18 protein-coding genes are annotated in these 24,680 nt (G+C 26.2%); 3 read left to right on the top strand and 15 right to left on the bottom strand.

All coding sequences use genetic code 11. The features are described 5' to 3' along the window. Positions 1 to 77 precede the first annotated feature (77 nt). Positions 78 to 794, top strand: coding sequence for a Crp/Fnr family transcriptional regulator (locus tag KGF42_RS01220; protein ID WP_227822718.1), 717 nt, complete (start codon positions 78 to 80; stop codon positions 792 to 794). A gap of 124 nt (positions 795 to 918) precedes the next feature. Here the strand turns inward: KGF42_RS01220 and KGF42_RS01215 are convergent, their stop codons facing one another. From KGF42_RS01215 to KGF42_RS01205, 3 genes are all read right to left on the bottom strand, one after another. Beyond that, positions 919 to 1,494 (bottom strand): flavodoxin family protein, encoded by a 576-nt coding sequence (locus tag KGF42_RS01215; protein WP_227825577.1) that lies wholly within the window; start codon positions 1,492 to 1,494, stop codon positions 919 to 921. 189 nt (positions 1,495 to 1,683) lie between these two features. Next, positions 1,684 to 2,106 (bottom strand): 4Fe-4S dicluster domain-containing protein, encoded by a 423-nt coding sequence (locus KGF42_RS01210; RefSeq protein WP_227825576.1) that lies wholly within the window; start codon positions 2,104 to 2,106, stop codon positions 1,684 to 1,686. 13 nt (positions 2,107 to 2,119) lie between these two features. Further along, a complete protein-coding gene (locus KGF42_RS01205; protein WP_227825575.1) occupies positions 2,120 to 4,297 on the bottom strand; it encodes a molybdopterin-dependent oxidoreductase in 2,178 nt (725 codons plus the stop codon). 280 nt (positions 4,298 to 4,577) lie between these two features. On the opposite strand from KGF42_RS01205, the gene KGF42_RS01200 reads away from it, so the two are divergent. Beyond that, the gene (locus KGF42_RS01200) at positions 4,578 to 7,757 is read left to right on the top strand and encodes an SNF2 helicase associated domain-containing protein (RefSeq protein ID WP_227821357.1); all 3,180 of its coding nucleotides are present in this window, start codon (positions 4,578 to 4,580) and stop codon (positions 7,755 to 7,757) included. Between the two features lie 134 nt (positions 7,758 to 7,891). Here KGF42_RS01200 and KGF42_RS01195 read toward each other — a convergent pair whose 3' ends face one another. From KGF42_RS01195 to KGF42_RS01175, 5 genes are all read right to left on the bottom strand, one after another. Beyond that, positions 7,892 to 8,647, bottom strand: coding sequence for an alpha/beta fold hydrolase (locus KGF42_RS01195; RefSeq protein WP_227825574.1), 756 nt, complete (start codon positions 8,645 to 8,647; stop codon positions 7,892 to 7,894). Positions 8,648 to 9,037: 390 nt separating this feature from the next. Beyond that, the gene (locus KGF42_RS01190; RefSeq protein WP_227825573.1) at positions 9,038 to 10,531 is read right to left on the bottom strand and encodes a DEAD/DEAH box helicase; all 1,494 of its coding nucleotides are present in this window, start codon (positions 10,529 to 10,531) and stop codon (positions 9,038 to 9,040) included. Between the two features lie 326 nt (positions 10,532 to 10,857). Further along, on the bottom strand, positions 10,858 to 11,400 hold the full coding sequence (locus KGF42_RS01185) for an N-acetylmuramoyl-L-alanine amidase (RefSeq protein WP_107595858.1): 543 nt from the start codon (positions 11,398 to 11,400) through the stop codon (positions 10,858 to 10,860). Positions 11,401 to 11,703: 303 nt separating this feature from the next. Next, positions 11,704 to 12,651: a DUF11 domain-containing protein gene (locus tag KGF42_RS01180; RefSeq protein ID WP_054274145.1), complete on the bottom strand. Its 948-nt coding sequence runs from the start codon at positions 12,649 to 12,651 to the stop codon at positions 11,704 to 11,706. Positions 12,652 to 12,678: 27 nt separating this feature from the next. Next, positions 12,679 to 13,173: a hypothetical protein gene (locus KGF42_RS01175; protein WP_227821361.1), complete on the bottom strand. Its 495-nt coding sequence runs from the start codon at positions 13,171 to 13,173 to the stop codon at positions 12,679 to 12,681. A gap of 257 nt (positions 13,174 to 13,430) precedes the next feature. Between KGF42_RS01175 and KGF42_RS01170 the strand changes: the two genes are divergently transcribed. Then, entirely contained in the window at positions 13,431 to 14,687 is a 1,257-nt protein-coding gene (locus KGF42_RS01170; protein ID WP_227825572.1) for an MFS transporter, read from the top strand. Between the two features lie 678 nt (positions 14,688 to 15,365). Here KGF42_RS01170 and KGF42_RS01165 read toward each other — a convergent pair. The 7 genes from KGF42_RS01165 to KGF42_RS01140 form a co-directional block, all read right to left on the bottom strand. Further along, a complete protein-coding gene (locus KGF42_RS01165) occupies positions 15,366 to 17,669 on the bottom strand; it encodes a glycoside hydrolase (protein WP_227825571.1) in 2,304 nt (767 codons plus the stop codon). Between the two features lie 47 nt (positions 17,670 to 17,716). Then, positions 17,717 to 18,610 carry a glucosaminidase domain-containing protein gene (locus KGF42_RS01160; RefSeq protein ID WP_227825570.1) on the bottom strand — a complete coding sequence of 298 codons (894 nt, stop codon included), beginning with the start codon at positions 18,608 to 18,610 and terminating at the stop codon, positions 17,717 to 17,719. Between the two features lie 218 nt (positions 18,611 to 18,828). After that, on the bottom strand, positions 18,829 to 21,126 hold the full coding sequence (locus KGF42_RS01155) for a glycoside hydrolase family 65 protein (protein WP_227821365.1): 2,298 nt from the start codon (positions 21,124 to 21,126) through the stop codon (positions 18,829 to 18,831). Then, positions 21,123 to 21,803, bottom strand: coding sequence for a beta-phosphoglucomutase (gene pgmB, locus KGF42_RS01150; protein WP_054274151.1), 681 nt, complete (start codon positions 21,801 to 21,803; stop codon positions 21,123 to 21,125). The genes KGF42_RS01155 and pgmB overlap by 4 nt, the downstream gene beginning before the upstream one ends. 94 nt (positions 21,804 to 21,897) lie before the next feature. Continuing rightward, positions 21,898 to 22,152 carry a hypothetical protein gene (locus KGF42_RS01145; RefSeq protein WP_227825569.1) on the bottom strand — a complete coding sequence of 85 codons (255 nt, stop codon included), beginning with the start codon at positions 22,150 to 22,152 and terminating at the stop codon, positions 21,898 to 21,900. Between the two features lie 44 nt (positions 22,153 to 22,196). Then, on the bottom strand, positions 22,197 to 22,325 hold the full coding sequence (locus KGF42_RS19760) for a hypothetical protein (protein WP_255643241.1): 129 nt from the start codon (positions 22,323 to 22,325) through the stop codon (positions 22,197 to 22,199). A 227-nt stretch (positions 22,326 to 22,552) separates the two neighbouring features. Further along, positions 22,553 to 24,436, bottom strand: a complete 1,884-nt coding sequence (locus KGF42_RS01140) for a glycoside hydrolase family 13 protein (RefSeq protein WP_227825568.1) — start codon at positions 24,434 to 24,436, stop codon at positions 22,553 to 22,555. Positions 24,437 to 24,680: the final 244 nt, after the last annotated feature.

Raw genomic sequence — 24,680 nt, 5'->3', positions numbered from 1 at the left:
TTTTATAGTAAGATTTTTATATCTCCTTGCTTTTATAAATTTAGTATAGTACAATAAAAACAAATTATCGGTTGCATATGCAACAAGGAAGTGATTATTTGAAAAAAATTTTAGAAAAACATATAGACCTACTAAAAAAAATTCCTCTATTTGAAGGAATTAAAAATGATGAACTTGAAGCAATGTTAGAATGTCTGGGTGTTGTTGATAAGACTTACCCAAAAGATAGCATAATATTCTCTGTTGGAAGCGAAGTTACCTCCATTGGAATTATGCTTAAAGGAAGTGCACACATAATAAAGGAAGATATTGAAGGTAATAGAAATATTGTAGCTGAACTTTTACCTGGAGATTTATTTGGAGAAGTATTTGCATGTACTAGACTACACAAAAGCAGTGTTACAGTAACCACAACATCTTTTTGTGAAGTTTTATTTATAAAGTTTAAAAGTGTAACTGGCATTTGTTCATCTACATGTGTCTTTCATAATAGACTAATTGAAAACATGCTACAATTAATAGCTGAAAAAAACATTTTACTTCATAATAAAATAGAATTACTTTCTCGTAAAACGACTCGTGAGAAATTACTTATGTATTTTTCAAAACAAATAGAACAAACAGGTAGCCACAAGTTTACAATTCCTTTTTCGAGAAATGAAATGGCTGATTTTTTGTGTGTTGACAGAAGTTCTATGTCAAGAGAACTTGGAAAGATGAGGGATGAAGGCTTGTTATCTTTTAATAAAAATAAGTTTGAAATATTTTGTTTTCAAAATAAGTTAGATATTTAGACTTATATAACGTCCATATTCAAATAATATTGTTTTTTATTAGTTATTTTCTAGAAATCTTTATACAAAAAAGGAGTATTAACAATTAATGCTCCTTTAACTATGCTCTAAATTAAAATTTTATCTATTCATTGATATCAATGGCTATTTTCATTCCAAGATTATAGGACTTTCTCAATACCTTAAAATTTTTTTTAGTGGAATTCCTTTCAAATGCTTTGGTTACAACTATAGTTTTGTAGTGATTTAAGCCCATGCCCTTTAAATGTTTTGCAGTATACTTAAAATATTTTTTAAATAAAAACGAAATAGGAGCTGCTTGAGTATAGACCATTATTAACCTTTTTTGACCAAACCTAGGTGTATGCTTAGACTTATTTATCTCTGTTAAAGGATACAATCTATCTAAAAGTAGCTTTGTTTGAGCTGATACCTGACATATATATACTGGCGAACCAATTATTATATATTCGGCACTTTTTATATCTTCATATATGTCAATCATATCGTCTTTAAATGCACAAGTAGGAACTTTTCTACAGTATAGACAGCCTTGGCATCCTTTAATATTCATATCATTTAGATAATATTTTTTAACTTCAACATTATTATCATTTACACCTTTTATTATCTCATCAAGTATTGTGTCTAAATTCCCGTTTTTCCTTGGACTGCCCATAAAGGCTAATACTTTTACCATATTGAGTTCTCCTGTCTAATTTATTTTTCTAAATTTAACCTAAAACACACTTTATTCTAACAATATATTTTATATACTTTATCAGAAAATACTTTATATCTGTTTTATGTTATATTTTATATTACAAAAGTATAGCAAAAGATAATTCTTAACACAAGTATTTAAAAGGAGTATAGCAATTTAATCCAGTTATTTATTAAACTCTAATGCTCCTGTAGGACATACCATTACACAAGGCGAATCCATACCACACTTATTTCTTTCAATGCAACCATTACATTTATTTGCCTTACCATCCTTTCCATAAATCAATGCTCCATATTCACAAGCTTTTTCACAAAGTTTACATCCTATACAGTTTTGATTATCTAATACAACGAACCCATCTTCTTTTCTAAAGCATCCTTTAGGACATACATCTAAACATTTTGGCTCATCACAATGAATACATGATAATGAAAAATATTCTACATTTTCACCTTTTTCCACTGTAAATACATGTCTAAAAAGTTCACCATTATCTATATTATTATCATTTTGGTCTATACAAGCAAGTAGACATGCTCCACATGCTGTACATAACTCTTTGTTAAATTTAAATAAACTTTTCATTATATCCCTCCATTTATCTATTCATCTTTTCAATCTTACATTTACAACTTCTATATGCAGGGAATCCACTATAAGGGTCAAAATTATCACAGACAATACTATTTATATCAGCTTCTCTGTATCCATGATACATATGTATATTTCTGTATAAAACTCTGTCAGTAACATTGACCTTTACATTCAAACTTCCTATCTTAGTAGTTATTTTTATATAATCTCCACTAATAACATCCAATTCTTTTGCATCTAGACTAGAAATATCGCAACTAGCTTCATTTTTTAATATTCTTGAAAGTTTGATGTCATGAAGTCTTGAATGTAGTGCATTTGGAATTCTTGCTCCTGATGTCAATAAATAAGTATAATCATCATCTATATCACCATTAAAATCTTTATATGTTGGTAATGCGTCCAATCCAAAATCTTTATACTTTTCAATAATTGTAGATTTTAATTCAAACTTAGATGTACTAGTATCGTATCCATCTCTTGTATATGAGCCTACTATGTATGGCTTAAAATCTCTACATTTTAATGGTAAATCACTTTCTTTAAGTTTATCTATATCTACACAGGTATCTTTGAACATATGTCTTATACTTGCTTCATAACCTGCCTTCAATAAATCATCTTCTATATCCATAACATTTGCTAAATCTGAAAGTATTTCTACATCTGATTTTGAATCATATAATGTATCAATAACTTTTTTAGTATATGTAATATATCCCCCTGGATAACTCTTACATTCTTCTCTCTCAAAAGATGTACATGCAGGCAAAAGTATATCTGCATATTTTGATGCATCTGTCATAAATAAATCTACATTTACAAAAAAATCTACAGTGTCCAATGCTTTGAAAAGTCTTCCTGAGTTAGGAAACATTCTAGCATTTATACCATGACAAAACAAAGCTCTTATTTCATATGGTGTCTTTTCTTCTATCTGTCTAGGTAAGTCCATAGCTTGAAATTGAGTCACCATCTCATTCCATAGAGGGAATCTTTCTCCACCAATTCTTTCATTTATGTTTTTAGGTAGAACTTCTTTTACGAACTCTTTTTCTAGTGATTGAAATCCACCTATCTTACCAGCAAAGTAATCTTGTTTTGGTATATTACCTCCTATCCTGTCATAGTTTCCTGTTATGGCAGATAAAGACATCATTGCTCTATAGTTTTGGAATCCATTTTGATGATGAACTATTGGAGCTGCACTTTCATTTATACAAAATGGACCTTGTGACAACATCTCTACAGCTTTTACTATATCGTCTTTAGAAACTCCTGTAATTCTACTTACAGTATCTAAATCAAATGATTTTACATATTCTTTATATTCATTAAATCCATGGACATGTTTTTCTATGTATTCTTTATCTATTAAATCTCTTTGTATAAATAAATTTGCCATTCCAAGAGCTAAAGCCCCATCAGTTCCAGGTTTAACTCTTAAATGTAAATCTGCTACTTTTTGAGTTGTTGGTGTTATTCTAGGGTCTACAATTATAAATTTTAAACCTTTTGCTTTTAATTTTGTTAGATTTACACTATTTAAAAATTTAGAGTAATATGGATTAAATCCCCACCCTAAATAAGTTTTTGCATTCTCCATATCTTGCATTGTAAAGTTTCTTCCAGTAGCAACATTTCCAGCCATCTGTGCTGATGTTGAACATGAACTAGATTCTGTACCATAATTAGGAGATCCAAATGAAGATGCAAACCTTTGTAAAAACGGTCTGTACCACTTTCCATAACCTGTAAAAAAAGCTACATGTTTTGCTCCATACTCAGACTTTACTTTATTTAATTTTTCTCCTATTTCTCTATAAGCCTCTTCCCATGATATTGTCTTAAATTTACCTTCACCCCTTTTTCCAACTCTCTTTAGAGGTGTCTTTATTCTATCTTCTCTATAAATATATTCTCTATTACAAAGACCTTTTGTACATAACAATCCTTTATTCATTGGATGCTCTTTTGTACCTTCTATTTTTATTACTTTACCATCTTTAACGTATGCATCAATTCCACAGTGTACTCCTGGAGAACAAATATCACATAAAGTTCTCTTTATTTCTATACCAGTTTCCTTACATGGTATTTTAGCTTTAAGTTGTTTGCAACTATCCATATTAATATTTTCCTTTCCTAATAATAAATACAAATTACTAAACTCATTATACATTCTTTTTATTCAAATATCATACTCTATATTTTATGTATTGTAATTTCCAAGAATATTTCTAATAATAAAATTTTATATTTACTAATAATCTATTTGTATAATTATTTTTCACTCATAGTTTATAAGATAATTCAACAAAAATCTAATAGTAAATTGTTATTTACATATATCTTGCAATAGATAAAAACTATTCATATCTACCTTAATTTTAGTCTTAAATTTAGAGTGTAAATTGAATGTATTTAGATTATAATATATACAGTGAGGTAAGGTGAATAATATGAAAATAGATATGATATATAAATTAATAAGAAGAAATACAGAACCATCAAGATGGTCAAGAGGTGTAAAATACTACACCAACCAACTGGTTGATTATATAGACATAGATATTGATGACCTACAAAATAACCTATTAACATTTCGTGGTGGAGTCAATTCTGAAGATAATTATAGCTTTTATTTTAATTCAATAACTATAGATATAATACATTTTAGGATAATTGAAAGTGATTGTAGTTGTGCTGATTGTCAATCAAATAGTACAAATAAAAGTATTTTCATATGTAAACATATAGTTGCTATTGTGATAAAAAGCTTAAAACAAATAAAAAATAAAAAAGATGTCCCTCCTATTCTAGTAGAAATATTAGGTAGTGATAAAATTTCTAATACTAATTCTAAATCCAGCTTAGACTTAAGTAAACAACTACTTTCTTTTCTAGATAACACTAAAAGGGAAAGAGTTAATTTAGATGTATTGATAAACGTCGATTCAAATAAAGCAATTGCTGAATTTAAAATCGGAATTGATAAAATGTACATTTTAAAAAACATTACTGAATTTGCATATTCAAAAATTAATGGATATGAGTTAGATTTTGGGAAGAAATTTATTTACAACCCCAACATTCACTATTTTGCTGATGAAGATGAGCAGTTAGTAGATATCATAGAAGAATATGGTACAAATCTTTCATACAACTTTTCTTCATCATACTCAAAAAAATTTATGGAAATAAATGCAAGTTCTTTAAAACAATTTTTAAATGCTATTAAATACAAAGATTTTACTCTTATTTTTTCTAAAGAAGAATATCATCCAAAAATATTGAATGATAATTTACCAATAAAGTTTAATTTTAAAAATATAGAAGATAAAATAGTCTTATCTTCTCAAGATTCACTGCCTGTTCCACTTACTAGAAAAAATGATGTACTTTTATATAACGGTAATATCTACTTGTTATCACATAAAAAAGCTCATGATTATTCAAAAGTCTATCAAGTGTTATCAAAATCTAAAGAGTTGAAATTTGATAAAGAAGATTCTAAAGATGTTTTAGGATTGTTAGTTCCTAGATTAAAATCAATAGCTCAAGAAGTTTATTTGGATGATAGCATAAAAAATAATATAACAAAAGATTTTAAAGCTGAGTTCTATTTTGATATAATTGATGGCAATATATGTTGTGATGTAAAGTATATATATAATGATGAAGGCAAAAAATTTGTACTTCCCGACACACAAAAAGAAACTAAAATTGAAAATAAACTGACTTCTTCACAATTTATAAAAGAAAATAATAATTATGTGTTTAAAGGAACAGACTATGACCTATTTACATTCTTAGATTTACAATTAGAATCTTTAAAAGAATTTGGAGATATATATTATTCTGAAAAGTTTAAATTGAAAAAGATATATAATTCTTCATCAATTCAAGCTTCAATCAATCAGACTAATCAAAATTATCTAGAATTTAACTTTAATATATCTGATATAAATCCAAAAGAGTACAAAGCTATTTTAAAAGCTTTTCAAGAAAAACGTACTTTTTATAAACTTAAAGATGGAAACTTTATAGATTTATCAGAAAGGGAGACAAAAGATTTTTTTGAATTAGTTGAAAATCTAGATATAATTGATAAATCAAAAAATAATAAGATTCATAATAATAAAGCCCTATATATAAATGACATGATACAAAGTAAAAATTTAAAATTTATAAATGGCAAAAAAGAACTACACAGCATATGCGAAAAATTTAGAAATTTTGATAACATAAATTTAGAAATTCCTCAAAATTTAAAAGCAAACCTTCGTGACTATCAAATAAATGGTTTTAATTGGTTTAAAGTTTTAGATTATTATAAATTTGGTGGTATATTAGCTGATGAAATGGGGCTTGGTAAAACAATACAGACTATTACATTTTTATTATCATTAGCCAATAAAAAAAGTCTAATTGTGACACCAACATCACTCATTTATAATTGGAAAAATGAATTTGAAAAATTTGCCCCAGATATAAAAGTTTTATTGATACATGGAAGCAAAAGAGATAGAGAAAAATGTTTTATGGAATTAGAAAATTTTGATGTAATACTTACAACATATGGTACTCTTAGAAATGATTTAGAAAAATATAGTGAAGTAAAGTTTGATTATTGTATAATAGATGAAGCTCAAAATATCAAAAATCCAGTAGCTTTAGTAACTGAATCTGTAAAAAGTATAAATGCAGAAAACAAATTTGCACTTACTGGTACACCTATGGAAAATAATCTGCTAGAATTATGGTCTATATTTGATTTTGTAATGCCTGGTTATTTATATAGTAAAGCAAAGTTTCAGGAATTGTTCATAAATAAAGAAAATAATGTTAAAAATTTGAAAAAACTAATAAAACCTTTTATTCTTAGAAGAAGTAAAAAACAAGTTATGAAAGAGCTTCCAGATAAGATTGAGAAAAACTTTTTTGTTGAATTGAATAAAGACCAGAAAAAGATATATAGTGTATATGCAAAAGATATACAAGATAAAATAAAAGATAAAAATCTAAATAAAGATAAAATAGTTATCTTTTCTTATTTAACCAAATTAAGACAACTTTGTTTAGAACCAAGCATAGTAGTAAAAGATTACAATAAAAAAAGTTCAAAAATTGAAACATGTTTAGAAATACTTAGGGATAGTATAAACGAAAACCACAAAATATTGTTGTTTTCACAATTTACTTCTGTACTTAAGAGCATAAGTAAAGAACTTGATAGGTATAAAATTAAATACCATTATATAGATGGTAAAACTAATGCTAAAGAGAGACTTGAACTTGTAGATGAGTTTAATAATAGTATGGATAAAAAAGTTTTTTTAATATCTTTAAAAGCAGGTGGAACTGGATTAAACCTTACAACTGCTGACATGGTAATTCACTTTGACCCATGGTGGAATCCATCAGTAGAAAATCAAGCTAGTGATAGAGCTCATAGATTTGGACAAAAAAATTCAGTACAAGTTATAAAACTAATTGCTAAAGGCACTATAGAAGAAAAAATAATAAAGTTACAAGAAAGTAAAAAAGAACTTATAAACCAATTTATAAATGGAGAACTTTCTAATGAAGGTGTATTAAGAAGTCTATCTGATGATGAGATAATGGATTTATTTAATTAAATTATTTAATCTTAAAGTTCCACTACATAAATTTATTCTAAAACTTATGTAGTGGAGCTCTAAAGCTTATGTAAATAGAATTTGATATTATATTCACTAAAATAGATATTATCAATACATAATAAATACACTAACTATTCTTTTAAAAATTTTTTTGCTACATTTGAAAAATTTAGTCCATTTGATAAAATTGCAGGATGACCACCTTCATCAAACAAGTGCATTTTACCATTTTTAATTTTTTCAATAAGCCTTAAAAACAAATTTTCATAAAAGTCATAAGTTACAAATTCATCTTTTCTACTACCAGTTAAAAGTACCTCTGATTGAATAGTCTCTAGTGGTTTATGAAAAAATTTTCTTATAGTTTTATAGTGTTCAAGAATAGCTTCTGTATCATTATCCACAACTTTTTCCCAGTTTTCTCCTTGATTATAAATATAAAAAGCTTTTGCACCATCATCTTGTTTCGATGCTTCACGCTCTATTTTCACATTTTGCACAAATGACTCTAGAGGAACTTCTCCTTCAAAACTATCTGCAATTACCTTATTCACTAAATCAGGTCTTTCAAGTGCAACATTTAGTGCAACAAGAGCTCCTCCACTACTACCAATTATGTTTACTTTTTTATAATTCATTTTTTCTAAAAAACATATCACTTGCATAGCCTCATCAAACCATAAGTCAGCAGAAAACTTATCAACCATTTGAGATTTTCCATGACCTACAAAATCAATTAATATTACTTTATATTCATCTTTATAAAAATCGATTATATCGTTAAACATCTTAGAAGAGGCTGTATTCCCATGTAAAAAAAGTAATGGTGTACCATCTCCAATTTCATTATAGTAGCACTGTTTGTTATTATAGTTAAAATATGCCATATATTTTCCCCTTTAATATTTCTATAATATATATTTATTACTTATATTTAAAATAACTATTATCATTATTAAGGATAGTATAATTCAAAATATAGATAAAATCAATAATCCCTTTATTTTATTTGTTGTTTATTTAATTTATTCCAATTTAACTTCTATAAAATTTCTTTTTTGTGTGAAAATGTTCCTTCCATTTACAACAATCATTCAAATGAATTCTTTGTGTACTTCGCTTAGTCCGTTTCCGAAATATTTCATATAACACCTCTTAATTAAATTCTTTTTCCTATTAATTTTATTTTATCTAAACAAATAATAAGTTCTTTCTCATTTTTATAAAGATATAAAACTAATTCACTTGATTATACTTAGTTAATAGCAATAATTAAATTATCGTATATCTCTTTTCACCTTAGCCATCTTTTTCTTTATAGGTATCTCCTTATATTTTTTTAATATCAAATCTCCCTTATAATTTAATATATCTACATATGAACATAAATCTTGAACTTCAATTACACCTATATCATCATTAGTGATACCTTTTATATTACTAAATGCTCCAACTACATCTAAGACTCTTATTTTCTTCTTTTTACCAGCATTTAAATATAATTTAACAACTTCACTTTCTGTATTTGGTTTTATCTCTTTACTTTTGTAAGAATTTTTATCAGCTTTTTTTCTCTTTGATACTTTTTTTAGGATTGCTTTTGAATGTTCTTCAAATAAAACTTTGCCCTGCGTAATTCTACTTTGTTCTATATCTTTTAATTCATTTATTTTATATCCTATATACATTTCTATACTCTCTATATATTTTTCATCCTTTTCAGTTACTATAGTAATGGCCTTTCCACTATTTCCTTTTCTTCCAGTTCTACCTATTCTATGTATATAGTTTTCTTTGTCTTGTGGCACATCATAATTTATTACTAAAGAAATATCATCAATATGTATTCCTCTCGATGCTACATCACTACTAACTAATACATTAAACTTTTGATTTTTAAAATCCTTAATCACAAAAATTCTTCTTTCTTGCGATAAATCTGCATGTAACTCTCTTATCAAAAAACCTTCTTTACTCATTTTATTATATAATTTAGATACTTTTTCTTTAGTATTACAAAATATTATTACACTCTTTGGATTTTCGCTGTATATTAATTCTTTTAAAATGATATACTTCTCTCTTTCATTTGCCTTGATTATTTTGTCATCTATTTGTCTTGTTCTTTGATTGGTATTACTTTCATTTTCCTTTATATTTATAACACTGTAATCTGGCATATATTTTTCATATACATATTTTATCTCTTCACCTATTGTAGCTGAGAAAAGACCTACTATCTTCTCTTTAGGTAGATTTGTTAATATATTTTCCATTTGTTCAACAAATCCTTTATTAAACATTTTATCAGCCTCATCTATTACTAAATATTTTATGTTTTCCAACTTAACAGTACCTTTATTTATATGGTCAATTATTCTACCTGGAGTAGCTACAACAATATGAACCCTTTGCTTTAACTCAGCTATTTGTTCTTTTATAGATTGTTTGCCAAATATAGCACTACATCTCACCTTTTTTAGCCTTCCTATATTTGATACCTCATCTTTTACTTGCAAAGCTAATTCTCTTGTTGGAACTACTATAAGAGCTTGAATATTATTGCACTCTACATCTATATTCTCACATATAGGTATTGCAAAACTTGCTGTTTTTCCACTTCCTGTATTTGACTTCACTGCTATGTTTTGACCATCCAACAATTTTGGAATAACTTCTACTTGTACTCTAGAAGGTATATTATATTCTAAACTCTTTAATGACTTAAGTATCTTTTCATTTAATTTAAAACTTTCAAATGTATATTTCATATATTCCCACCTTGTTATATTTATCTTGTTTCTTATATTTTTCTACATTATATTATTATAATACAAAGTTGTGATATTTTTATATTATTTATTAGATTGAAGATAAAAATAGATATTATACAAAGCTATAGTTTAACACCAAATCAATTAAATTTTTACATTTAAATACCCCTTGAAAATACTGATAAATCAATATTTTCAAGGGGTATTTCTTGTTGATAACTAAACTAATATATCTTTTGTAAGTTTAAATTATACTAATATATTGTATTTTAGTTTGTATCTAAGATTAAAAGGTATTAATCAACACCTAAATCACCGTAATCTCACATATTTATATCTTTATTCAATATACCTTCTGTAATCAATCGTGCTATATAATCATAACCTGCTTCATCTGCTTTGTTACAATCATCCACATTATCACAGAAAAAACTTTCAATCTGTATTGCAACTGGATTTGTATTTCTCAATATATATAAATTTTCTCTTTTTTTAGCTCCTCTATTTTCAAATAATTCTCCAAGTCTATTAGATACTCTTTTAGCATATTCTAAACCTTCATTACCATAATAAAGCACTTCTGTACCAGATTTTGTTCCGTCACCTTTATTTAAATGTAGCTCTACTAACAAATCGTATTTACCACTATTTACCTTTGGAACTCTATAGAAAAACTCTTCTCTCTCTGACATAAAATGTCTTTCTGGGCAAATTATTACATCTACTGTATTACCTTGACTTATAAGCATCTCAGCTAATATAGGAGCTAATTTTTTGTTATAATTATATTCATCAACTATACCATTTACACCTGTACTTTTACCACCTTTTAGTATACTATGACCTACTGTTATGCATATTTTCATTTACTTTTTTCACCCTCTTTTAAGCCAATTTTTATATAATAGTAATATAATTTTAAAGTTATTACTAATAATAATATATTAATTGGAGAAGGCAAAAGTTCTCTGTGATTATCATTTTTTCAACATATTTGTCTTATTTTATCGTAAATCTATACATTTGAAATATTATATTACACATAATACTTATCATTATTTAAAACTAACAATTTCTATTAATCATTTGCATCTATAAGACATATGATAATATCTTTCTTCCTTTAATCAAAGACTAATGCAACAAATTCAAATTTTAGGTTTGAATAATTAATAATACAATAATAGTGATGTATTTATAAATAATTCATCTGGATTCAATTCATTTATTGATGTATGTTCAATTTTTATATTTATCTCTTTCATATCTTCATAAACAATTCCAACTGGTGAACAAATTAAACAAGAAAATCCAAAAGTTTTCATTATCTTTTTGATTTTATTGTCACTAAAACTTATTTGTTTTCTATAATCACTTATATTTTCATTATTATTTTGTACATCATTGTTATAATAATCATCTTCTTGAATATTATTAGATTTTTTTACCATTTTAAATCTACTCCGATTTTTATAACTATAGTCCATTTCAAACTCTATACTTCCAAAAACTATTAAATCACATAGTTTCGTATCTTTGCCTTTATTTATAGAGTTTTTCATAATTTTAACATCAAATACTTTACTATTTATATTTACTTTTAATATTTCCTTTAAATTTTTAGGTGCCTTTAAAGTATTACTTATATTTAACTGCTTAAAAACAGTTTTATTTATACTCGTATAGACTTTATTGCTTTCTACTGATATTCTTGTTGGAAATTTTTCTAAATCATACTTATAGTAATAGTATATATTGGCATTATTCTTTATAACTCTATATGACGAATTTGGCAAAACCACACTTTTAAAAGATATTATTTTTTTGCAACTTGCATCTATTCTTCCTATGTAAAAACCTTGTTTTGGGTCTAATCCACACTTTATAATACCATTAACTTTTACAGTATTATTTATAAACTCTATATATTTAGAAATATAGTCTTTGAAAAATATATTTCCAGTTTTATACCTACTCATATTTGTAACAATAACAGTATAGGTCAAAATATCAAATACAGATGCACATTTTTTATCAACATATTTTTCTACTTTTAAAATACTTCCACTTACATCATTTGAAAAGACATCATTAAAAGTAGTTTTCGCTATTCTCATTGCATCCACCTTTCTATAATTTAAAGATTACTCTCTTTTAGAATTATTTTCATAACTTATAATTGCAGTCACACTAATAAATAAATTATTATAATCTAAAATAGACGTTGTCATGTCTTGTATAAAATACTTTAAATTAATTTTATCTTTATTTTCTGTCTTTCTAGGCATTTGTATAAATGTGCTAAATGGTATTTTCAATTTAAGTATATTTTTTTTGTTAGAATTTTTATTTCTCTTATTACCTACATAATCTAGTATTACATCAGTATCTATATCGCCAACTAAAATCAACTTCTTTCCTGTCATTTGCTCATCTTCTAATGATGCACATTGCATAGTATCAATAAGACTTATATTATGAACATTCATATTGCAAACAGATGCATCTAATGAATTTATTACATATTTTTTAGAAGCTAATTTAAAATTTTTATATGTATTAAACTGAGATAAATAAAAAGTATTTTCTAGTCTTTCACATCTTTCAAAATTATAGATTACCTTATTATTTTCATACATAATCACATCAATCTCCCTATATCTATATATTAATACTATTCATAAAAACTACTTCAAATTACCATTTTTAATTATTCACTATCTAGTTGCTGCTCATTTTAAGACATCATAATTTTTGACATGCATTAATTTCTATTTGACAGTAAAAATCTATCTTGGCATTTTTCATTTTATATACCCATTGACTTTTTTTATATAATTGATTATAATTTTTATAGACTGACGGTCAGTCATAAAAAAAGAGAGGTGTTCTATAAATGCAAAATTTAGATAAAATAAATAATTCTTTTAACAAAAACTTTAACCTTATGATATTTGGTCAAATTATATCTATACTGGGTTCATCATTATTAAGATTTGGTCTTTCTACTTATATTTTAGACATAACAGGGCGTGCAGATATTTTTGCAACTTTATATGCAATCTCAAATATCCCCCTTCTATTGTCTCCAATTGGCGGTGCAATAGCTGACATATTCAATCGTAGAAATCTAATGGTTATATTTGATTTTATGAGTTCTATAATTATTCTCACTTTTATCTGTCTTTTTTCTACTCTAAATAATTCTATTGTATTAATTGGTATTGTTATGATAAGCCTATCTATTATTAGTTGTATGTATCAACCTACTGTACAGGCAAGTATACCTTTAATAGTAAATGAAAAAGATTTAGAACAAGCCAATGGAGTTGTAAATGGAATAGGTGCACTCTCAAGTATGTTTGCTCCTGTACTTGGAGGTATTTTATATGGTCTTATTGGAATTAAAATGCTTCTTATTATAAGTTGTATTGCTTTTTTTTTATCAGCAGTAATGGAAATGTTTATTTATATACCTTTTAACAAAAGAGAATTTAATGGAGACATAATAATGACCATAGTTAGTGACATGAAAAAAGGCTTCTCTTATGTTATAAAGCAACCTTATATTAATAAAGCTATGATTCTAGCAGCTTCTTTAAATTTATTTTTAACTCCATTCTTACTTGTAGGAATACAATACATTTTACGTATAACAATGCATAGTAGTAATAATATGTATGGCATAGGGATAGGAATTATTGAATTTAGTAGTGTTTTAGGTGCACTTTCAATAGGTCTGTTTGCTAAAAAAATGAAAATGAATACACTATATCGCTGGTTAATGCTAATTAGTATTTTGATGATACCAATGGCTATTTCTATTTCACCTTCAATGCTTAGACTAGGATATTATCCATCTTTTATATTACTATTTATTTGTGTTATACCTATAGCCATGTCTATGACAATTATTACTATATTCGTTTTAACTATTGTTCAAAAACAAACACCTAATGAATTATTGGGGAAAGTAATGGCTACTATTACAGCTGTATCACAGTGTGTTGCTCCAGTTGGTCAAATTATGCATGGAAAATTATTTGAAGTTTTCAGTTCTAAAGTTTATATACCTATAGTATGTATGTTCATAATTATGCTATCAATTTCAATCATTGCTAAGTATCTGTATAAGAATGAATCAAAAGCATAAAATATAAAAGAATTAAAAAACATTTAATTGTTTTATAAAAAGCAACAGATAAATAAAGTATGACACATTATTATTTGTTGCTTTATTCATTAGAACTATCTTTATTAAATATACAATTATACTTCTATGTCTTCAACTTTTGAGATAAGCCATAAATACGAAAGACTAGCTAATACTGCTACTATCCAGACAGTAATAAAAGGAATATATGTGTGAATCATAGTTGTTACAATGTTTGATAACCTCTTGATTATCAAATACTTTTACCAAATCTTGGACTTTAATGACTGTATTTATCTTCTTTAATATTTTCCTTTCTCCATGAATCAGTCTTTGTTTTTAGTGTTTATTAAACCTTTCAAATTTGATTCTTTCATAAAATAATATCACTTTAAATAGACAATATAGTATCTTATTCAAGAATACTATCTTCAATTTAAAAAGTCAATATATTGTCTAAAATAAAATTTATATTTATTGAAAGGTGCAATGGGTATGGTATATATTGAAATAATTCAGATATTTAATATTACTTGGGCAAGGTTTTCAATATTAAAAATAATATAAAAATAGTGACTATCTTAATTATTAAAATTAATACAGTCACTATTTTGTATAGTCTAATTAAATATCATTTTATTTTATATGTGAGTTTAATATAATTTATTTTAATTAAATCTATTGTTCTGGTTTATAAATAACTTTCTTATTATTATCATATATTACCAAAGAATTTGATTTTACAATTTCATTTTTATACTTAACATCTTTTTCAGAGAAATTAGCCACTACTTTTAAATCATCTCCATATTTAGTCATTTGAACTAGTCTATCATCAGAAATAAACTTAAAATCTGTCATTTCTCTTTTAATAGCCTTTTTATTAAACTCTGACCATACTTTATCGTGAGAAATTATTTCTCCTTTATGTTTTTCCCATTCAGTTCTATCTATATAATACATAGGTGGTGTATTATATAGTACTTCTTTCATCATTCTACTTCCAACTTCTCCCTTAATTTTGAGAGTTCCCCATAGCCATTGATGAGAAGATACAACAGAATCATTATAAACTAATCTAAATAAGGGTAAAGAATAAGTTGGGTCTATAAATATTTTTTTATATTTTTCTTTTACAGGTATCTGTTTTGAAAAGACTTCTGGTACTCCTCCTGTTGGAGAATAGTATCTACCAACATAATATTCACTTTCTTTGTTCTTACTCATATCTTTATCTACCCAAGCAAATGCTGGTGTCTCAAGCCCATGTGCAAATGCTATAGTACTACTTGAAAAGTCATTTCCTCCTTCTGAACCTATAACCATATTAGCATTATCTCTTATATATGACATTCTTTCAAGTCTAGCCTTTAAATCTTGTGACTGTGTTGTTATATGATTTGGAGAATAATCATCATATATTTCTCCTGTAGCATCACAGTCTATAAACCAAGAATTAAATTCATATCCTTCATCCAATATACTTTGTACTCTATCTTTTACACTTGGTAAAGATAATGTAGGATTTAGCTTTCTTCCTTCTCCTTGAAATCCAGTTTCTTTTTCACCTTTTTTATTTTCTATAGTAGCATTTTCATATAGTGACTTATCTTTAAATGATGCTGTACTCCATTTTTCTTCTCCTGGCTTGTGTATAGAATGGTATGAATCATATGGTCCTACAAGATAACCTAAATCATTAGCTCTTTTAACCATTTCTAGAGAGATATAACCTTCCTCCATATCATCAAATCCTATCCAAGCATTTTTAATACCAGATTTATTTATATCATTAATCACATCAACAGTATTATATTTTGCCCATGTAGCAACATCATTCACAGCATATCCTAATTTTGATTTTAATAACTTCTTGTTAAACTCTATAAGCTCTACCCTACTTAATTTAGATACATCTTTATCCAATACTTTTTTTATCTCTTTATCCTTGCTTTCAAAAACTTTTTCATTATAAAAAGTATTCATCTGCATAACTTCATTAAATGCTTGTACTATTTGATTCTTTTGATATTTATCTATATAATCTTGAGTTTTTATTTGATTTATTACTTTTAAAAATTCACTATCGCCAGACTTCATACTTAAAAGCTCTTTTATCCAATTAGTCAAATTATCTGATAAGTTTTCTTTTAATTTATTCCATTTAATGTCATTTATTGTGATTATAGATTTATCTCCAAAATAAATCTGTGGCGCTCCATAAAGTTTTTTAATATTTTTATTTTCCTTAGATTTTTCTTCTAATGTTTTAAACTCTCCTTTATCAACTATATATTTTTTATAAGTTTTTGCTACATCTGTAATATTCTTATTAGTCAAATATATCTTAAACCCATACTCTTTATTTTTATTGATACTTGGATATTCATGTTTAAATGTAAAATTAATCTTATCTTTAGAACTAAATTCAATTATATTATTAAATTCATTTTCAATAATGTAAAGTACAGAATATTTTTCCTTGTTTACTGCGAAGAATTGCATTGAAAAAGATTCTATAACACTATAAGTTGACTTATTTAGGTACTCCTTCCAATCCTTATCATTACTTGGTATAAACTTCCCTTCATAAAGTGGTAGTACATAGCTTTCACCTTCAACTTTAGGCCAATTGAAGCTCGTTTCTTTTTCTGAATTAGATTTAATATTTACATCTAAATAGCTGTCCTCTTTTTTTATATTTATGTCTATATTTTCATCAGGATATGTCCATGATGCTTCTGTCTTCGTCTTTTTAAAATTTGATACTTTCCTTTCTTTTGATGGTTCAGATATCTTTTCTTTTGAACCATCAGATTCAACTGATACCTCAAATGTTTCAGGTTTCACCTCAAAACTAAAATCTAAATTTTTAACACTATTAATGGATGCTGTGTTTTTAGTCACCTCACCACTACTGCATCCACAAATAGTAGTTACAACAACCATACAACCTATAAATATCGAGACTATTTTTTTCATAAAAGCCACCTCCTCGATAAATATATCATCCTTGTGTTACGTCGAAGTTACATTTCACTTTGAATTTCACTATCTATTAATTGAAGATTATATTGTTGAATTAGTTCTATCAGACGCATTGCATATATATTATTTCCATTTTCATCCTTTGCAGTACTATAACCTGCTTTTTCTAATGCTTTAGCTTGATATATATACGTTTTTGCATCAAATACACCATTAGTTCTATATCTTTTATTTGTGGCTAAAAACTTTGCATGGTCTTTTATAGATTCATTTTTATCATCATATATTCTAAATTTATCATCTATAATTGTGTCTAAATGTTCTTTTGTTTCTAAAGTTACTGACCTACCTTTCCAAGAAGCATCAGCCTTTATACCAAATAGATTATTATATTGTTTTGCTAAAGTTGACTTGCCCCAACTAGATTCTATTATAGCTTGTGCAATAGTTATAGATGGAAGTATTTTATAATCCTTATAATTTTGTATAGCTTCTGTTTTAATTTCGTTGATAAACTTCATATATTGTGTGTCAGATTTTAACCTTTCTGGTTTTATACCATAATACTTAAGGTCGTCTATATAATTATCAACCAATTTTTTTTGTTTATTATTAAATTCTAAATCATCCAAAACATTACTTAACTTATTTACTTTATCATTTTTAGAAAAATTCTTAACAAATAAATCTGATACTTCTTGTATTTGTGAATCTTTAACATTTTTCAAGTTATTTTTATTTAACACAGCAACAATGGAAGCTACATACTTCCAGTTAACTTGTACATTATTTTCACTTGCTAAATCAGCATATTTTATATACTTACTGACATTTATATCATCCTTATTTATATCTCTAGATGAATATTCCTTCACTAATACACCTATAAAAACTGATATTATCAGTATTATAACAATGAATTTTTTATTCTTCATAAATATTGTCCTCCCTTATATTATCTGCTGAATACAATATATCTTACTTTTGTGACATATTCTTTACGAAATTCTGAAGATTTTATGAAGATTTATGAAATATATTTAATTAAAAGCACGATTATTGTTATAACATATAGTTTTCTATTAAACAAAAAATAGTTAAAATAAATTCATAATTAGATAAACTTATTTTAACTATTTACATAATAAAAATATTATTTAAATCTATTTTTATCAATTTTTATATATTTTTCTAATATATATTTTTTTCCATATACAATAATTTTTATTGGTTTGCCTTTTAAATTTTCTATTTTAATTAAATCACTACATACATCTACATTAATAATATTATCTCTATAATTTATATTGAAAGAATAATTTTTCCACTCTTTAGGCAACTTAGGGTCAAAAGACAGTGTTTCATCCCATGTTCTCATACCTGCAAATCCATGTACAATGGAAAGCCATGAACCAGACATTGAAGTTATATGAAGTCCATCATTTGTATCATTATTGTAATTATCTAGGTCAAGCCTAGCTGTTCTTGAGTATAGTTCATAGGCTTTTTCTAGGTTATCTATTTCAGAAGCAATAATAGAATATATACTAGAAGATAAAGAAGATTCATGGACAGTATATTTTTCATAGAAGTCAAAATTTCTCTTTTTCTCTTCTTTAGTAAATTTATTTCCAAAATAGTAAATTCCCTGTAATACGTCTGCTTGTTTTATAAAACACGACCTAAGAATCTTATCCCAAGACCAATTTTGATTAAGAGGAAGATTTTCTTTTGATAAATCCTTTACTTCTATAAATTCTTTGTCTAAAAAATTATCGTTTTGAATTATTATTTGTAATTCCTCATCATATGGCAGATACATTTTCTTTGATATTATTCTCCAGAATTCAATTTCTTCCCTAGTCACATTATTTCTGTCAATACATTCATTATACTCTTTGTCTAATCGTAAAATATTTTCTACAGCATAATCTAAGCACCATTTAGCTATATAGTTAGTATACCAATTATTATTGATATTGTTTTCAAATTCATTTGGCCCTGTAACTCCATGTATCATATACAAATCTTTTTTTGTAGATAAATGTACTCTACTTGCCCAAAATCTAGCTATTTCTATTATTACATCTATTCCTTTTTCTTTTATGTATTCAAAGTCACCTGTATAATTTGTATAGTTATATATTGCATATACTATACTTCCATTTCGGTGGATTTCTTCAAATGTTATCTCCCACTCATTATGACATTCTACTCCGTCAAAAGTAACCATTGGATATAAAGCACCTTTAAGTCCTAGTTTTTTTGCATTATCCTTCGCCTGTTCTAACTGATTGTACCTATACTCCAAAAGATTTCTAGTTACTTTCTTATCTGCTACACCTAGATACACTGGAACACAAAACGCTTCTGTATCCCAATAGGTAGCACCTCCATACTTTTCTCCAGTAAATCCTTTTGGGCCTATATTTAATCGTGAATCTTCTCCATAATATGTTGAAAACAATTGAAATAAATTATATCGTATTCCTTGTTGACTGATTTTATCTCCTTTTATTTTTACATCTGCACTTTCCCATCTTTTATTCCATAGCTTTGTGTGTTCATTTAATATATCATCATAATCTTTAGATAGCTCTCTATTTAAAATATCTTCACATTTTCTTAATAACTCACTTTCATTATAATCTCTAGTTGAAGTTATGGATACATATTTTTCTATATTTACGACCTCATTTTTTAGAACATCCATTGTTATTGAATTATCACAGTAATTATAATCACTTTTATGAGATATAGATTGTACTTTACCACTTGCCTTAATATGCATCATTGCACCCACAGTGAATACAGGTGTATTAAATGTATTTTCCTTTGTTCGTGAAAGTATACTCCCTTTATATTCTAAAGAATTTGAAGAAATTCCATTCCAAAACTCTTCCTCATAATTTGAATCTTCATTTTTTATATTTGAATCTAAATATGGTATAAATTTTACTTTAGAATCAAAATTTAATGCTTTTATACTGTATTTAATTACTGCTAACTCCTTAACAGATATACTTAAAAATCTAGTGACATTAGCTTCAAATTTTTTATCATTTATATTTACAATAAATCTACGATTTAAAATACCATTTTTCATATCTAATTCTCTATAAAAATCTTCAATTTTACATTTTGCTAAATCTAATTCTACATCATCAATGAAAACTCTTATACCTATATAGTTGACTGAATTAGGAATTTTACCAAAGTATTCTGGATATCCATTTTTCCACCATCCAACACGAGTTTTATCTGGAAACCATACTCCAGCTATATAAGACCCCCTATGTGTATCTCCACTATAATTTTCCTCATAGTTTCCTCTCATACCCATATAACCATTACCTATACTCATTATGGATTCTGCTAATCTATTTTCTTTGATTTCAATATTATCTTGTATAATCTTCCATTCATCTATATTATCAAATAAACATTTCATATAATTCTCCTAACTATATATTCATTATACTTTTCTTGTATATATTTAAAATTTAATTGGCTTGTTGAATCTACAACTAAATTTGCTTTTTTTAAATTATCATAATTTCCAACACCAACAGAAAACATATTGGCTGAGTTTATAGCATCTATCCCTGCACTTGCGTCTTCTATACCTATACAATTTTGTGGATTTACATCAAGCCCTTTCGCTGACATAAGAAATATATCTGGATGTGGTTTGCTGTTTTTGCATTTTGCTGCGTCAGCTATAAAATCAAATTTATCACTTATGCCCAAATGATTTAATACATTTGTTGCATTCTTACTTGAAGAAGATAGACCTATTTTTATATTATTAGATTTTATATCAATTAACAAGCTTTCTATTCCAGATAAAATATCCTCTGAAGTTATATCATTTATTAGCGATACATAATAATTGTTTTTTTCTTCGGCCATTTCCAATTTTTCTTCTTCTGAAAATAAATCTTTTTTGTTTCCAAATTCTAATATTCTATCTAGTGACTCCATCCTACTTATGCCTTTTAAAGATTCATTAAATTTTGTATCTATATTTATACCAACCTTATGTGCTAGCTTTTTCCAAGCCATATAGTGATAATATGCAGTGTCTGTAATTACGCCATCTAAATCAAATATAAATGCTTCAATCATTCTTATTTCCTCTTTCTACAAGAATTTTTATACTAATAATCAACTTATTTTTTTACCTTATCTCTTGTATTTAAGATACTATTTATAGAATTACTTATTTTAGTTCAGTCTTTAATTCAAAATCTACTTCAATTTTACTTTCTTGCACACCATATTTTTTTATTGTTCTATAAAAATTTGACCACATTCTTCCAGAAAAAACTTTTAAATAGTTTATATTACAAACAAATTTTCCCTTTTCAATTTCTTTCTTATATAATTGTGGTCCCACTATATATGTTGGAAACATAGCCCATGCTTCTTTTCCCCCGTATTTTTTTGCAAGCTTTGTATAGTTTCCGTTCTTCATAACACACACTATGAATACACATACAAACGGATTTTCTTCAAAATCTATTCCAAAAGAAAAAGATATATAAGAAATACATTTACAACAATTCCAACTAATAAAAATATAACGCCTAAAATTAGATTTACATTACCAGGTTTTACTATAACTATATGTTCTTTATAGTCATTCATCTCTTTCCTTCCCCCTACTTATTCAGTAATTACCTATTTTTTACTGAATAACAAATCATTAGAAGTTTTAACATTTGTTTTTGTGCAAATAAAAATTTTACTTAATAAATTTTACTAAAAATAATTTCTCTATAAAATTATACTGAATTTATTTGTAATGATTAATAATTCTTTATTTAAATAGTATAACAATTTATCATGAAAACCAAAATAAATACATTTTTGTATTATTTTAAAATAATAAACTTGTATTTCTTTAACATTATTTCTTCTTTTAAATCAACTATTTCTTCTTCATATAAATCTTTTACTTTTTTATTTGCTAAATAATCTGGTAATGTTAAAGTTATATCTTTAGATGAGTTATTTATTATTATATAAATGGATTCTTTTTTTAACATAATTGTTCCATTTTCTTTATCTACTAGCATCCATTCATTAGACACAGACCTAAGTTCTCTATTTTCTTTACGAAGTCTAATAATCTTCTTCATAAAATTAAATATATCCTTATTCCATTTTTCTTCATTCCATTCCATACATTTTCTTTGTCCTTCAGATATTGAACTTAGTTCTCCTTCCATCCCAATTTCGTCACCATAATATATACAAGGACTCCCTGATTGTATAAACATAAATAAGTATGCAAGTTTAAATTTATCAACATTACCATTAGCGTAGTTCAATATTCTTGTAGTATCATGACTTCCAAGCAAATTAAAAATAACTTCACTAACTTGTATTGGATAGCTTACCATTATATCATTTATCATATACTTAAATTCTTCAGCGTTTATCTCATTTGTGCAAAAGAATTTTTTCATAGCTTCATACATTAAATAATTCATAACTGAATCAAATTGGTCTCCCATCAACCATGGTAAGCTACCATGCCAAATTTCTCCCAATATATATATGTCTGGTTTTATTTTTTTAACCTCTTCTCTAAACTTTCTCCAAAATACATGGTCCACTTCATTTGAAACATCCAATCTCCATGCATCTATATCGAATTCCTGTATCCAATACTTGCCTACACTCAGTAAATATTCTATTACTTCTGAATTTTCTGTGTTAAGTTTAGGCATATATTTTTCACATCCAAAGGTTTCATAAGGTATGTTTTTTTCATCTATTTGTTCTATTGGAGTATCAATTTTACTCATATCTTTTATATAAAACCACTCTTTGTATCGAGAATTTTCCTTATTTTGAACTACATCTTGCCACTGTTTAGAATAATATCCTATATGATTAAAAACAGCATCCAACATTATTTTTATATTTCTCTTATGTGCTTCTTTTATTAGTTTTTTTAGAGTATCTTTATCTCCCAATGTAGGGTCTATCTCCATATAATCTATCGTATCATATCTATGATTTGTTTTTCCAACTGTAATAGGACAAAAGTAAATTCCATTTACTCCTAAATCACTCAAATAATCTAAGTGTTCTAACACACCTTGTAAATCTCCACCTGTAAAATTGTCTCTTGTTGGAATAGCCCCCCATTCTTCCACTCCTGTTGGGTTTATAGATGGGTCACCATTTGCAAATCTATCTGGAAATATCTGATACCAAATAGTCTCCTTCACCCAATTTGGTACTTTAGGTATATCTATATAGTTTAAATATGGATATCCAAAGAAATTACTTATTTCACATAGTTCTTTTTCATCATTTTCATTTCCTAATTCTACTATTCTTTTTTCTGTAAATAAAATCTTTTCTTCTTGACCTTCTATTATAAAACTATATCTTGAACGTTTATTTAAAGGTTTGCACTTAGCTATCCAATAATCAAATAAATCAGTTTCTACTTCTTTGCTCATTATTATATTTGTTCCACCAGACCAACCAACTCCAGATGCATTCAAATTTCCTCCTCCTGCACCACCCTTATCCCATACATATTGGTCTCCTATTCTCAAAATTACTCTTTTTACTTCATTTTTTTTAGTTCTAAGTCTTATATGTAATGTTTCTCTATCGTAACCATAGGCATAGTTACTCATTGGTATATGTAATATAGCTTCTTTCGTTAAACTACTTTGAGTTGTTCCTTTGATTTGATTACTTAAAGTTATATTCTCTTTATTTTTATTAGACAATTTAAATTTTCCCTCCTTTATAATAATTTATATAATTTAAAGATAGGTTAATATATTTTACTATTATATCACAATAAAAATATATAATAGTAAAATATATTAACAATAACTATTCAATTTAAAATAAACAATCTCATTTAAACTTAATTTCCTTTAGTTATTTTTGTAAAATAAAAACCTCTAGTATTTTTCTAGAGGATACAATATTATAACTATTAACTTTTTGACTATACATTAATTCACT

Origin of the sequence: Clostridioides sp. ZZV15-6383, from assembly GCF_020657735.1 — a bacterium.
Taxonomy (GTDB): domain Bacteria; phylum Bacillota; class Clostridia; order Peptostreptococcales; family Peptostreptococcaceae; genus Clostridioides; species Clostridioides difficile_D.
The sequence above is the reverse complement of the archived record's forward strand: the minus strand, read 5'-3'. Positions and strand labels throughout refer to the sequence as shown.